Source organism: Amycolatopsis sp. cmx-4-54 (assembly GCF_046548895.1).
GTDB lineage: Bacteria > Actinomycetota > Actinomycetes > Mycobacteriales > Pseudonocardiaceae > Amycolatopsis.
Genome location: NZ_JAEBEJ010000001.1, coordinates 157,132 through 169,797, shown reverse-complemented (window position 1 = coordinate 169,797; position 12,666 = coordinate 157,132). Strand labels below are relative to the sequence as shown.

Here is a 12,666-nt window from a genome sequence, read left to right as displayed (position 1 = left end):
GCGAGGTCCGGCGTTCCGGAGACACCATTTAGCCCTGCCTACATACTCGGGCGATGCCGATGACCATCGAAGTCGGTGTCGCCGAACTTGCCGCGACCCGGTTCGCGATCTCGCCGCTGTCCGAAACCGTGGCCGGCGTACAGCAGCTCGCCGGGATCGACCGGAACGCGGTCAACCTGCCCTGGCTTCGGTGGGCGCGCGACGAACTCGATCGCGAGCCACTCGACCTTTCGCGGACCTGGCCGTTGCTCGTGACCGGCAGGCTGGGCTGGCCGGAGTTCATCGTCCCCGCCCCGCAAGACTCGGGGGATTCCCTCGACAACGACCTCGACGCCCTGCGGCGAACCCCTGAAGACCGGGTGAGGGCGAGCCTCGACCGGGTCTTCGGCGTGAGCCCTCCGCCTGCCGTCGCGGCCCTCGCCGACGACCCCGCGTCCGGACTGCGGGAGGTCGCCGCGGAACTGCGTGCCGCTCACGACCGCCTTGTCGCACCGCATTGGCCGCGGATCCGGGCGGTACTGGACGCCGATGTCGGGTACCACGCCCGTGCACTGACCGCGGGCGGTGCCGAGCGGTTGTTCGCGGACCTGCATCCGGATCTGCGCTGGCACAACGACCGGGTGATCCTGGCCGGCGAGCGATGGCGCGATCAGCATCGTGTCATCACGCGCGGGCCGGGTGGTCTCGTGCTGATGCCGGTCGTCCTCGGGTCGCCGTATGTCCTGGTCAAAGAGAACACCTCGACCCAGACCACGATCCGCTATCCGGCGAGGGGAACCGGCACCCTGTGGACCGCCGGAACCAGGTCACCCGGGTCCACCACGGTCCGGCTGCTGGGCCGGACACGGTCGGACCTCCTCTCGGCACTGTCCTCCCCCGCGACCACGACCGATCTCGCCCGTGCTCTCGGCGTGACGCCGAGCGCCGTTTCCCAGCACCTCAAGGTCCTGCGGGACAGCGGACTGGTCGCACGCGAACGCTCCGGCCGCAGCGTCCTCTACCTGACGACACCACTCGGTGAACGCCTGCTCTGACGGTCAGAGGTCGATCAGCTCGACGGTCACCTTCGCTATGTCCCCCTCCTCGATCCCTTCGGATTTGCGGACCGCTTTCTTCACCGGCAGCACGTACGCGCCTCGTTTGGTGTCCGGGAAGATCGACGTCTTCCAGTTGCTGCCACCGATACCGACCTGGACCCGGACCGCGCCGAACCCTCGGCGCGGGCCGTCGGCGATCTCGCGGATCTCCTCGGAGATATCCTGGGGCAGGCTGACGAAGGTCCAGGTCTCTCCTCGGCGGGCGTCCCAGACCCAAAGCTCGGCATCGAACACGACGATCATCGGTGGAGCCTCGCACAGGGGTCCGACAATTCCCGCGTGCTTGCCGCCACTGGCTGCCCACAAGGGATGGCAGCTGTGGTTGCAGTGCCCGATTTGGGCACCTTGCACGATTCTGTTCCTTGGTTCGTGAGTGGTAAAGAGGGTTATTGAGGGCAAGGCAAACGTGTCGGGTCCCGAGAGCGCGAGAGGCCGGTCGGCACAGATCCGCCGCGGTTCCGACTGTCCATAAGGGACTTAGGATCGCTGCTCGGCGCCCGATTGCCACTCACGACCCCCGAGCAAAGCGCCCAAATCGGACACGCGGAGAAGGCCGTGTCCTTATGGACAATTGGCGTGCGCCACGAAGACCCGCCTTGGCAGTCGATGGGACACCTGTGCGACAGGGCGCACACCACGACACGTTTGACTTACCCCTCAATCAAACGACAGTTGCCACTCACGACACGACGCGGAACCGGACTTCGCACAGCGGGCAGTCGCCGACGGCGCTCGACGTCCCGATTTCCTCATCGACGCGAGGCGGCCTAATCCTGCGAAGGATGCCGCAGTGACCGAGCCGTCGTCGCGCCGAGCACACGCGACGCCATCCACGCCAGCGCGTCGGCCGTGCGTGCCGGAGTGTCCGACGGCTGCATGATGTGGCTCAGCACGGTCCGGACCACGACGTCGATCGCCACATCCAGCTGTGCGGCGTCCAGCGGTGGGTCGTAGGCGCGGACACGACCACGCAGCATGACCGTCGCTTCGCCCAGCAGGCTCCCGGCCCGCGACGTCAGCAGCGGCAGCAACTCGGTGTCGGCGCCGTGCGTCGCCGAGACGATGGCGCGCAGCAGGAGGTTGTCGTCGGCGAGTTCGAGGACGCCGCGGACGGCGTCGTGGATCGCCTCGACGAGATCGTCGGGGTGCCGTTCGAACGCTTCCCGGACCACCGAGAGGAACCGGGCGAGTTCGTGCGAGATCATCGCTTCGGCCAGCCGGCTCTTCGAACCGAGTTCGTTGTAGACGGTCTGGCGGCTGACGCCGACGATCTCCGCGAGTCTGCTCATCGTCACCGAGGACCAGCCGGAACGCACGGTCAACTCGATCGCCGACGCGACGATCGGTTGACGGTACGGACCCCCCGTGACCGGTGCCTCGCTCATGATCGTCATTCTAGGCGGTGCCTTTCCAAGCGCGCGGAGCCGGACCGCGGCCCGCCTCCGCGAATCCGAGGCCTCCGGCCGAAAAAGACGCGCGCGTGCCACTCTTGTGGTCGACCTTTGTTCGGAAGACACCTTCTAGGCCGCCGCGAACGCCAGCGCCTCCGGCCACGGCGCCCGCCCCGCGATATGGCGCCGGTACTTCATGATCTCGCGCGGCCGATCGATCGTCAGCGCCCCGACGACCCGGTCCCCGCGCCGGTACAGCGCGGTGAAGCCATCGGCCTCCGGGACGGCGGCCACCACCTCGTCCGCACGCGGGGTGCCGACGAACTGGATCCGGTGGTCGTACCAGTCCGACCAGAAGTACGGCACCGGCGCCAACGCGCGTGCCGACTCCGGGACGAGCGCGTGACGAGCGGCCGCGGCACCCTGCTCCGCGGCGTTCGTCCAGTGCTCCAGCCGCATCAGCTCACCGTCGAACAACGGGTTCGAGGCGTGCGCGACGTCCCCGGCGGCGTACACACCAGGGATTCCGGTCCAAAGCGTCGCATCGCACACCACGCCACCGTCGCGTTCGTGCAGCGGGATCCCGCTCCCCGCCAGCCAGCCGGTGGCCGGGGCGACGCCGATGCCGGCGACCACCAGATCCGCCGGCAGTACCTCCCCGGACGACAGCCGGACGCCGGTCACCACATCGCCGTCGGATTCCAGACCGGTGACCGTCGTGGACAACCGCAGTTCGGTGCCCGCCTCGCGGTGCAGCGAGGCGCACACCGCACCCGCCTCGGCCCCGACCGCCCGGACGAGCGGGACGTCGAGCGCCTCGACGATCGTCGCCGACAGCCCGCGTTTCCGCGCCGCGGCGGCGACCTCCGAGCCGATGAAACCCGCCCCGATCACGACCGTGCGCGCGCCGCCGTCGAGTGCGGCACGAACGGCGAGCGCGTCCTCGGCGGTCCGCAGCGTGTGGACCCCGGCGATCCCGTCGCTGCCGGGGAGCCGCCGCGCGGTGGCTCCGGTCGCGATCACCAGTGCGTCGTAGGGAACCGTCGTCCCCGCGACCGACACCTCGCGAGCGGTGGGGTCGAGCCCGTCCGCCGGCGCGCCGAGCATCGGTTCGACGCCGAATTCGTCGCGCAGCACGGCTTCGGTGTGGAAGGGACCGACTCGCCCGGGACCGTCCGCGGCCAGGAAGGATTTCGACAGCGGGAGCCGGTCGTAGGGCGGGTGGTCCTCCGCGCCGATCAGCACGATCCGCCCGTGGTACCCGTCCCGGCGCGCGGCCTCGACCGCGCGCAGTCCGGCCAGTGACGCTCCCACGACGACCAGTGCCATCGTCAGTCCCGCAGCTTCAGGGCGAGGACCGGACAAGCGTCCACGGCGGCCGACAGGTCCTGCCGGTATTTCTCACCGGGCCGCTCGTCGAGCACGACAACCGTCCCGTCGTCGCCCACCTCGAAGAAGTCGGGCGCCATCGCCTCGCACATGCCGAGCCCGTCGCATTTCGCGCGGTCCGCCTCGATCTTCATCATGCTCCGACCCTCCCCGGTGCCACGAAATCGACCTTCTCCCGCACCCCGCAGTCCGGGCAGCACCACGAATCCGGGATCGCCGACCACGGCGTTCCGGCGGGGAAACCCTCACGCGGGTCGCCGAGTTTCTCGTCGTAGACATAGCCGCAGCCCGGACACATCCCGCCTTCGGTCGCGTCGCCGTGTGTGTCGGCGACGGCCCGGGAGGGGGCGGTGACGCGCGTTCCGTAGCGCGCCACGATCTTGGCCCGTTTCGACGGCTGGATGTTGGCGCGGGAGATGTCACCGTCGAAATGCGCGAGGACGCGCGGATCCATCACACGGCGCCACACCGGCGGGAACAGCGCCAGCACGATCATCCCGGCGTAGCCCGTCGGAAGCACCGGCGATTCCGCGAAGTCACGCAGCGTCTGGTAGCGACGGGTCGGGTTGGCGTGGTGGTCGCTGTGCCGTTGCAGGTGGTAGAGCAGCACGTTGGTGGCGATGTTGTTGGAGTTCCAGCTGTGACTGGGATCCACCCGTTCGTAGCGGCGCCGGTTCGGCGGACCGACCTTCTGCCGCCGCATGCCGTAGTGCTCCATGTAGTTCACGACCTCCAGCAGCGAAAACCCGATCACGGCCTGGATCACCAGATACGGCAGGATCCCCGGCCCCAGCCACACGGTCATCGCCGCCCACAGCACCGCCGACATCAGCCAGGCGTTGAGCACGTCATTGCCGATGCGGAACGGATGCCGGTCGCGCCGCGCGTACCGCTTGCGCTCCAAGCCCCACGCCGACTTCAGCGAACCGAACACCGTGCGCGGCCAGAACCGGTAGAAGCTCTCCCCCACGCGGCTACTGGCCGGATCCTCCGGGGTCGCCACCCGGACGTGGTGGCCGCGGTTGTGCTCGATGTAGAAGTGGCCGTAGAAGCTCTGCGCCAGCGCGATCTTCGACAGCCAGCGCTCGTGACTCTCCTTCTTGTGCCCGAGTTCGTGCGCGGTGTTGATGCCGATACCGCCGATGCAGCCGATCGAGATCGCCAGCCCGATCTTGTCCGCGACGGACAGGTCGCCGCGGGCGATCAGCCAGAACGCGACCACGAAACCCGCGTACTGGATGGGCAGGAAGGCGAAGGTGATCCAGCGGTAGTAGCGATCCCGCTCCAGCCGGTCGATCACGTCGTCGGGCGGATTGCTGCGGTCCAGCCCGGCCAGCAGGTCGATCAGCGGCACGATCACCAGGATCACGATCGGCCCGATCCAGAACCACACCCCCCATCCGGTGGCCGCGTGCAGCCCGATGGCGAGGAACGCGAGCGAGGGGACCACCAGCCCGATCAGCCAGAGGTACCGCTTGCGGTCGGTCCACCGTTCGGTCGAGCTCGCCGGGATCGTGCCCGTCATCTCGCTCATCGAACCCTCCTCCGTTGGCTGGGTTTACAAAACTATAGGTTATGTACACCGAGTTTGACAAGTAGACATTATTTGTAAACCCAGCGTTGTTTCGTTTCGTGAGAACCTGGCGATATCTTGTATTCGTAAGGAAACTTACTTAACTTGTGATGACACGCCGCGACCCACTTCGTCCGCCCGAAGGAGCGCGAATGCCCCGATCACCCCGCCGGATCCGGCCCGCCGCCGTGGCCACCGTCGCCGCCGCCCTGCTGGTCCTGCCCGCCACGCCCGCCACCGCGAGCACGGTCGCGAACAGCCCCTGGCCGGGCGCTTCGGCCGTCGCGAACGCCGACGGCTCGAACGTCCTCGGCGGCAACATGAGCGGCCTGTCCTTCGGCGGCCCCGACGTCCTGTGGGCGGTCAAGAACGGTCCCGGCACGCTGTACCGCCTCGTGCGCAACGGCACCAAATGGCAGCCGGACACCGCCAACGGCTGGTCGTCGGGCAAGCAGCTGCGCTACCGCGACGGCAAGGGCGATCCCGACGCCGAAGCCGTCGTCGCCACCCCGGACGGCGTGGTCGCGGCCACCGAACGCGACGGCGACAACAGTAAGACGAGTGCCCTCAAGGTGCTCCGGTACGACGTTTCCGGTTCGGCCAAGACGCTCAGCGCCAAGGCCGAATGGAACCTGACGGCGGACCTGCCGAAGGTCTCAGCAAACGACGGCCTCGAAGCCGTCTCGTGGATCCCGGACAGCGCTCTCACCGCCAAGGGGTTCGTGGACCAGCGCACGAAGGCGCCGTACAACCCGGGCAGCTATCCCGGCCACGGCACCGGCCTTTACCTGGTCGGCCTCGAAAGCAACGGGATGATCTACGCCTACGCGCTCGACCAGGCGGGCGGGAAGTACACCCGGGTCGCGAGTTTCGCCAGCGGACTCGACTCGATCATGGAACTCGAGTACGAGGCTTCCACCGGCAAGCTGTGGGCGGTCTGCGACGACACCTGCGGCGGTGACTCGACGACGCTGGCCGTCGACGCGCAGGGCAAGTTCGCCGTCACGGCCACCTACGACCGGCCGAGCGGGATGCCGGACCACAACAACGAAGGGTTCGCGATTTCGGCCACGTGCGCCTCTGGGAGCAAGCAGGTCGTCTGGGCCGACGACGGGAACGAAGGCGGCCACGCGCTGCGCGCCGGCACCCTCTCCTGCGGCTGAGCCGGAGCTCCATTCCGGCGCGGCTTCGCGCCGGAATGGAATGCATCGATTCCGGCCTTTCCCCCACCCTTATTCCTGGACTAGTTTGTCGGCATGAAATTCGCTTCCCTCGCAATTCTTCCGGCTTTGGCCGTTCCCCTGTTCCTGCCGTCCGCCGCACTGGCGGACGACGGCTGGCAGTCCATCGGCACCGGCATGACCTCCGGCGCCGGCGGTATCGCCGTCCTGGCCCGTGACGACGATCGTGTCGACGCGCTTGTCCTGCGGGACAACAAAAAACCCGGTGAGAACCCGCGGCCCGGGTTCGCGTCGACCACGGCAAGGTGTCCAAGGTGGACTCCATCGACTGGCCCGGCGAGCTCCCGGTGGATCTCGAAGCGGCTGAACCCGTGCCGGGGAGGAACGGCGAATTCATCGCACTGGCCAGCGACGGCAAAGGCTTTCACTTCACACTGAAGGACCGGCGCCTGAAAGTCCTCGGCACTTTTCAGGTCCCGAAAGGCGACCCGGAAGACAATTACGAGGGTTTCGCACTGAAAAAGGTGAATGACCGATTGTTCGCGGTCTGGGCGGACCGCGGCCAGGACGCCCGCCCGGCCACGCTCTACTCGGCGGAGTTCTCGGTCTCGAAGCTCTCCTTCAAGAAGCCGAAGGCGGTCCCGTTCCGCGTCCCGTACCCGGCCACCCACGTCCGGCACACCTCGGACGTCGAGATCACCGCGGACGACCGCGTCCTGATCTCGGCCGCCTCCGATCCCGGCGACGAAGGCCCCTTCGATTCGGCCGTGTACGAGGCAGGCGTCCTCCGCCCCGACGGTTCGATCGCCCTCTCCCCCGTTCCGGCGAAGATCGGCGACTTCCCCGGCCACAAGATCGAGGCCATGACCTGTCTGTCGCGCTCCTGCGGCAGCCTGCTCTACGGCACCGACGACGAGGCCGCGGGCGGTAGGCTCCGGATCGCGACCAGGAACCACCCGGAGGGCCAGTGATCAGCGAAGACCTGCGCGAGCGGCGCCTCAAGATCATCGAAGAGCACATGGACACCGAGGTGGCCCACGAGTTCGACCGCACGCTGGGCACCTTCAACGGCCATCCGCACTACGAGATCGTGGCGACCGGGCAGATCTTCGACGGCGACGAAGAGGTCATGGCGTACTACCGCATGACCCGGACGGCGTTCCCGGACCAGCGGCACGACAACGTGCGGTACCACTTCGCCGACGAGTCGGTGATCGTCGAATTCGACCTGCTCGGCACCAACCTCGGCGAGTTCTACGGCCGCCCGCCCACCGGCAAGGCGTTCCGGGTGCCGATCATCGCGGTGTTCTTCTTCGACGAGGACCGGATCACGAACGAGCGCATCTACTTCGACGCCGCCAGCCTGATCACCCAGGCCGGGCACGCCGAACTGCTGACTTTGCCGGCCTCGGGCGAGGTCTGATCACCGATCACCCGAGGTGGGAAAGGCCGAAAGCGGTCAGAAAGCCCGCGACCGTGATCAGCCCGGTCCACAGCTGGGCGTCTTCGAAGGCTTCGGGGATCATCGTGTCGGCGATCATCGCAAGGATGGCACCGCCCGCGATCGCGGTGATCACCGCGAGGGTGGCACCGGAGGCTTCGCCGAGGACGCCGTAGCCCAGCAACGCGGCCACACCGCTGATCACGGCGATGCCACTCCAGAGCGCGAAGACATAGCGCGGGCTCCGGCCCGCCCGCTTCATCCCCGCGGCGCTGGACAGCCCTTCCGGGACGTTGCTGATGAACACCGCGGCCACGGTCACGACGCTGACGCTTCCGCCGCCGAGCAGGCTGGTGCCGATCACCATCGATTCGGGGATTCCGTCCAGCAGGGCGCCGAGCGCGATGGCGGTTCCGGAGCCCGCCTGCTCGGCCTCGGACGGCTGCTGGCCACCCGAGCGTTTGCGATGCCGGGCGCCTCGCCGGGCGAGCCCGACGTTCGCGACGGTGTAGGCCAGCGCACCGCCGAGCGCACCGAGCGCGGTCGGCAGGAAACCGCCCTTTTCGTGCGCCTCGGCGATCAACTCGAAGGAGACGGCGGAGATCAGCACGCCGCTTCCGAAGGCCATGACGCCTGCCACTACCCTGCCCGGAATCCGGATCAGGAAACCGACCATGGCACCGAGCAGCAAAGCCGACCCGGCGAGCAGACCCCAGCCTCCCGCCGCCAGCAGATCCGGCACCCGTTCCTCCCTCACCGCTCGAAACCCGGACCCCAGTCTGGCCGAGCCGGTGGCCGGACGCGCGCCGGAAGCCGAGGATTATCCCGGGACACCAGGGGTACCCGGCGGCCATGGAACGAGAAGACCCGGCGCGCGACTCCCGCCCCTCGGACCCGGCCGAAGGCGCTGACCACCGCGACGACCCGAACTCACCGTCCGAACAGCGCAAGAGCGTCGAGCAGGACGAGACCCGGGGACCGGGTGGTCGGGAGTCATGACCGCGACCGCACGGCGCCCGCCGCAAGTGGCCGCGCTCCTCGTCGGCACGGTCTTCCTCCTGGTCGGCGTACTCGGCTTCATCCCGGGTATCACCACCGGCTACGAGGAACTCGAATTCGCCGGACACCATTCCGGCGCACGGTTGTTCGGCGTCTTCGCCGTGTCGATCCTGCACAACCTGGTGCATCTGCTGTTCGGTGTGGTCGGCGTGCTCGCCGCTCGCAAACGCGCCGCTTCCCGCATCTTCCTGATGGTCGGCGGCGGAATCTATCTGCTTCTGTGGATCATCGGCCTGGTGATCCCGCAGAGCAGCCCCGGGAACTTCCTGCCGTTCAACGTCGCCGACAACTGGCTGCATCTCGGCTTGGGCGTCGGCATGATCGCGCTGGGTCTCTTCACCACCGCGCTCGAACGCAAGGCAGGCGACTACCCGGAACCCGATATGCAGCACCAGTGAAAACGTCCGGGCCCGCCGTGGAAGCGACGGACCCGGACGCTCGGGTCAGCTTCAGATCAGGTCGTACCGGTCGAGGTTCATGACCTTGTCCCACGCCGCCACGAAGTCGCGGACGAACTTCTGGCTCGCGTCGTCGCTGGCGTAGACCTCCGCCACCGCGCGAAGCTCGGAGTTCGACCCGAACACGAGGTCGGCACGAGTACCGGTCCACTTGACCTCGCCGGTCGCGGAGTCGCGGCCCTCGAAGGTCTCCGCGTCATCCGACGTGGCGGTCCACTGGACCCCCATGTCGAGCAGGTTCACGAAGAAGTCGTTGGTCAGCGACCCCGGCTTCTCGGTGAACACGCCGTGCTTGGACTGCTGCGCGTTGGCGCCGAGGACACGCAGGCCGCCGACGAGGACGGTCATCTCGGGCGCGCTCAGGTTCAGCAGGTTCGCGCGGTCGAGGAGCAGGTACTCCGTCGGGAGACGGTGCCCCTTGCCGCGGTAGTTGCGGAACCCGTCGACGGTCGGCTCCAGCGGGGCGAACGACTCGACGTCGGTCTGCTCCTCCGTCGCGTCGGTGCGGCCCGGGGTGAACGGCACGGTGATTTCGTGGCCGCCCTCCTTCGCGGCCTGCTCGACGGCGGCGACGCCGCCCAGCACGATCAGGTCGGCGAGCGAGACCTTCTTGCCGCCGGTCTGGGCGCTGTTGAACGCGTCCTGGACACCCTCGAGGGTCCGCAGCACCTGCGACAGCGTCTGCGGGTCGTTGACCTCCCAGTCGCGCTGCGGCTCGAGGCGGATGCGGGCACCGTTCGCGCCACCGCGCTTGTCGCTGCCGCGGAAGGTCGAGGCCGAGGCCCAGGCGGTGGAGACCAGCTGCGAGACCGAAAGGCCCGAAGCGAGCAGCTTCTCCTTGAGGGCGGCGATGTCCGCGTCGTCGACGAGCTCGTGGTCGACGGCGGGCACCGGGTCCTGCCAGATCAGCGTCTCCTGCGGCACCAGCGGGCCGAGGTAGCGCTGGATCGGGCCCATGTCACGGTGGGTCAGCTTGAACCAGGCGCGGGCGAAGGCGTCCGCGAACTGGTCCGGGTTCTCGTAGAACCGGCGCGAGATCTGCTCGTAGACCGGGTCGAAACGCAGCGCCAGGTCGGTGGTGAGCATGCCGGGCGCGCGGTTGAGCTTGCCGTCCTCGGGGTCCGGCACGGTGTTCTTCGCCTTGCCGTCCTTCGGGACCCACTGGTGGGCACCGGCCGGGCTCTTGGTCAGCTCCCACTCGTACTCGAAGAGGTTGTGGAAGAACCAGTTGCTCCACTGGGTCGGGGTCGGCGTCCAGGTGACCTCGAGGCCACTGGTGATCGCGTCGCGGCCCTTACCGCTGCCGAAGGTGTTCTTCCAGCCAAGGCCCTGCTCCTCGATCGAAGCGCCTTCGGGCTCGGGGCCGACGTACTTGTCCGGGTCGGCCGCGCCGTGCGTCTTGCCGAAGCTGTGACCGCCGGCGATCAGCGCGACGGTCTCCTCGTCGTTCATCGCCATCCGGCCGAAGGTCTCGCGGATGTCGCGGGCCGCGGCCAGCGGGTCCGGGTTGCCGTTCGGACCTTCCGGGTTCACGTAGATGAGACCCATCTGCACGGCGGCCAGCGGGTTCTCCAGCTCACGGTCACCGGTGTAACGCTCGTCGCCTAGCCACGTGCGCTCGGGACCCCAGTACACGTCCTCGTCCGGCTCCCAGACGTCCGCGCGGCCACCGGCGAAGCCGAAGGTCTCGAAGCCCATGGTCTCCAGGGCGCGGTTGCCGGTGAAGATCATCAGGTCGGCCCACGAGATCTTGCGGCCGTACTTCTTCTTGACCGGCCAGAGCAGGCGGCGGGCCTTGTCCAGGTTGCCGTTGTCCGGCCAGCTGTTGAGCGGGGCGAACCGCTGCATGCCCGCGCCCGCGCCACCGCGGCCATCTTCGATGCGGTAGGTGCCCGCGCTGTGCCAAGCCATGCGGATCATGAAGCCGCCGTAGTGGCCGAAGTCCGCGGGCCACCAGTCCTGCGACGTCGTGAGGACGGCGTCGACGTCCTTGGCGAGCTCGGTGAGGTCGAGGGTCTTGAACTCGGCTGCGTAGTCGAACCCGGCGTCCATCGGGTCGGACGCGGCCGAGTGCTTCCGGAGGATCTTCAGGTTGAGGTGGTTCGGCCACCAGTCACGGTTGCCCGCGCCTTCGGTAGGGTGGTTGCGGCGGCCCGACGAGACGGGGCAGCCGCCCGCGCTCTCTTCGTTCATTTCGCCGATGACGGCGTCCGGGCTGTCAGACACGGGAATCCTTCCGGGAATCAGGAACTGCACGGGGTTCGGTGGCACAGTCGGGACAAAGGCCCCAGTAGATGACCTCGGCCTCTTCGATCACGAAGCCTTGGTCGTTCGACGCGGTCAAACAGGGTGCGGGACCGACGGCACAATCGACGTCGGCGATGGCACCACAGATCCGGCACACGACGTGGTGGTGGTTGTCCCCGACCCGGGACTCGTACCGTGCCACGGACCCGGACGGCTGGATTCCGCCGTACGAGACCCGCGGCGGTCAGTGCCCGCAACACGTCGTAAATGGCCTGGTGAGAGACCTCGCCGAGTTCCGTGCGCACGGCACCGATGATCGAGTCGGTGTCCGCGTGCGGATGGTCGCGTACCGCTGTCAGCACGGCCACCCTGGGACGCGTCACGCGCAGGGCGGCCCCGCGCAGGATCCGCTCGAAGTCCGGGGTCGTGGGCACGTCCGCAGTCTGGCCCATTTTCTTGAATGAATCAAGTTCTTGCTTTCCGGGCGTGTCCCCGGCCGCGAAGACTCCCTTGCCCACCCTTGAGGCGGCGCCCGCGCACGTGGAGAAGCAGCTCCGACCAGGCGCCGCCCTCTTGAGTACCTGCCATCAACCTTGAGGGCAGCGAAGGAGCCTTCATGGACCTGGCGCGCACGCACGAGGACTTCAAGAGCGGACACGGCAAGACGGCTGACCATGTTGACGCCACTTTTGTGGCTTTCGTTACAGATTCTCTTCAGGTATTTCACCCTGCACGAACAACTACTCCCGGAAATGTATCGATCCTCCGATTGCGATACCCGCAGAGCACCACGGTCAATGGTCTGGACCGCACGACGGCACCCACACGAA

General features: G+C 67.9%; 12 protein-coding genes and 1 pseudogene. 5 read left to right on the top strand and 8 right to left on the bottom strand.

Features of this window, described 5'->3' with window-relative positions:
- The first annotated feature begins 53 nt into the window (after window positions 1-53).
- A complete protein-coding gene (locus ACLJQ7_RS00775) occupies window positions 54-1,034 on the top strand; it encodes an ArsR/SmtB family transcription factor (protein WP_410646136.1) in 981 nt (326 codons plus the stop codon).
- A 3-nt stretch (window positions 1,035-1,037) separates the two neighbouring features.
- Here ACLJQ7_RS00775 and ACLJQ7_RS00770 read toward each other — a convergent pair whose 3' ends face one another.
- From ACLJQ7_RS00770 to ACLJQ7_RS00750, 5 genes are all read right to left on the bottom strand, one after another.
- Window positions 1,038-1,340 carry a DUF1905 domain-containing protein gene (locus ACLJQ7_RS00770; protein WP_410646135.1) on the bottom strand — a complete coding sequence of 101 codons (303 nt, stop codon included), beginning with the start codon at window positions 1,338-1,340 and terminating at the stop codon, window positions 1,038-1,040.
- A gap of 524 nt (window positions 1,341-1,864) precedes the next feature.
- Window positions 1,865-2,491: a TetR family transcriptional regulator gene (locus tag ACLJQ7_RS00765; protein ID WP_410646134.1), complete on the bottom strand. Its 627-nt coding sequence runs from the start codon at window positions 2,489-2,491 to the stop codon at window positions 1,865-1,867.
- Window positions 2,492-2,617: 126 nt separating this feature from the next.
- On the bottom strand, window positions 2,618-3,817 hold the full coding sequence (locus tag ACLJQ7_RS00760; RefSeq protein WP_410646133.1) for an NAD(P)/FAD-dependent oxidoreductase: 1,200 nt from the start codon (window positions 3,815-3,817) through the stop codon (window positions 2,618-2,620).
- Window positions 3,818-3,819: 2 nt separating this feature from the next.
- Window positions 3,820-4,014 carry a ferredoxin gene (locus tag ACLJQ7_RS00755; RefSeq protein WP_410646132.1) on the bottom strand — a complete coding sequence of 65 codons (195 nt, stop codon included), beginning with the start codon at window positions 4,012-4,014 and terminating at the stop codon, window positions 3,820-3,822.
- Window positions 4,011-5,411 carry a fatty acid desaturase gene (locus ACLJQ7_RS00750; protein WP_410646131.1) on the bottom strand — a complete coding sequence of 467 codons (1,401 nt, stop codon included), beginning with the start codon at window positions 5,409-5,411 and terminating at the stop codon, window positions 4,011-4,013. Before ACLJQ7_RS00750 ends, ACLJQ7_RS00755 begins: the two co-directional genes overlap by 4 nt.
- Window positions 5,412-5,602: 191 nt before the next feature.
- On the opposite strand from ACLJQ7_RS00750, the gene ACLJQ7_RS00745 reads away from it, so the two are divergent.
- The 3 genes from ACLJQ7_RS00745 to ACLJQ7_RS00735 all read left to right on the top strand — a co-directional run bounded on the left by ACLJQ7_RS00745 (window position 5,603) and on the right by ACLJQ7_RS00735 (window position 8,054).
- Window positions 5,603-6,613: a hypothetical protein gene (locus ACLJQ7_RS00745; protein ID WP_410646130.1), complete on the top strand. Its 1,011-nt coding sequence runs from the start codon at window positions 5,603-5,605 to the stop codon at window positions 6,611-6,613.
- A gap of 332 nt (window positions 6,614-6,945) precedes the next feature.
- Window positions 6,946-7,602 (top strand): hypothetical protein, encoded by a 657-nt coding sequence (locus ACLJQ7_RS00740; RefSeq protein WP_410646129.1) that lies wholly within the window; start codon window positions 6,946-6,948, stop codon window positions 7,600-7,602.
- On the top strand, window positions 7,599-8,054 hold the full coding sequence (locus ACLJQ7_RS00735; protein WP_410646128.1) for an ester cyclase: 456 nt from the start codon (window positions 7,599-7,601) through the stop codon (window positions 8,052-8,054). Before ACLJQ7_RS00740 ends, ACLJQ7_RS00735 begins: the two co-directional genes overlap by 4 nt.
- A 7-nt stretch (window positions 8,055-8,061) precedes the next feature.
- Here the strand turns inward: ACLJQ7_RS00735 and ACLJQ7_RS00730 are convergent, their stop codons facing one another.
- On the bottom strand, window positions 8,062-8,814 hold the full coding sequence (locus ACLJQ7_RS00730; protein WP_410646127.1) for a ZIP family metal transporter: 753 nt from the start codon (window positions 8,812-8,814) through the stop codon (window positions 8,062-8,064).
- Between the two features lie 253 nt (window positions 8,815-9,067).
- Between ACLJQ7_RS00730 and ACLJQ7_RS00725 the strand changes: the two genes are divergently transcribed.
- Window positions 9,068-9,529 carry a DUF4383 domain-containing protein gene (locus ACLJQ7_RS00725; protein WP_410646125.1) on the top strand — a complete coding sequence of 154 codons (462 nt, stop codon included), beginning with the start codon at window positions 9,068-9,070 and terminating at the stop codon, window positions 9,527-9,529.
- Window positions 9,530-9,580: 51 nt separating this feature from the next.
- On the opposite strand, the gene katG is transcribed toward ACLJQ7_RS00725, so the two are convergent.
- Complete coding sequence (gene katG, locus ACLJQ7_RS00720; RefSeq protein WP_410646124.1) at window positions 9,581-11,815, bottom strand: catalase/peroxidase HPI; 2,235 nt, start codon at window positions 11,813-11,815, stop codon at window positions 9,581-9,583.
- Window positions 11,808-12,288, bottom strand: a pseudogene (locus ACLJQ7_RS00715) (Fur family transcriptional regulator). Before ACLJQ7_RS00715 ends, katG begins: the two are co-directional and overlap by 8 nt.
- Window positions 12,289-12,666 lie beyond the last annotated feature (378 nt).

Excerpts from the sequence above, each read along its gene's own strand:
- ACLJQ7_RS00775 (WP_410646136.1), top strand. The coding sequence starts at position 54 with ATGCCGATGACCATCGAAGTCGGTGTCGCCGAACTTGCCGCGACCCGG.
- ACLJQ7_RS00770 (WP_410646135.1), bottom strand. The coding sequence starts at position 1,340 with ATGATCGTCGTGTTCGATGCCGAGCTTTGGGTCTGGGACGCCCGCCGA.
- ACLJQ7_RS00765 (WP_410646134.1), bottom strand. The coding sequence starts at position 2,491 with ATGACGATCATGAGCGAGGCACCGGTCACGGGGGGTCCGTACCGTCAA.
- ACLJQ7_RS00760 (WP_410646133.1), bottom strand. The coding sequence starts at position 3,817 with ATGGCACTGGTCGTCGTGGGAGCGTCACTGGCCGGACTGCGCGCGGTC.
- ACLJQ7_RS00755 (WP_410646132.1), bottom strand. The coding sequence starts at position 4,014 with ATGATGAAGATCGAGGCGGACCGCGCGAAATGCGACGGGCTCGGCATG.
- ACLJQ7_RS00750 (WP_410646131.1), bottom strand. The coding sequence starts at position 5,411 with ATGAGCGAGATGACGGGCACGATCCCGGCGAGCTCGACCGAACGGTGG.
- ACLJQ7_RS00745 (WP_410646130.1), top strand. The coding sequence starts at position 5,603 with ATGCCCCGATCACCCCGCCGGATCCGGCCCGCCGCCGTGGCCACCGTC.
- ACLJQ7_RS00725 (WP_410646125.1), top strand. The coding sequence starts at position 9,068 with ATGACCGCGACCGCACGGCGCCCGCCGCAAGTGGCCGCGCTCCTCGTC.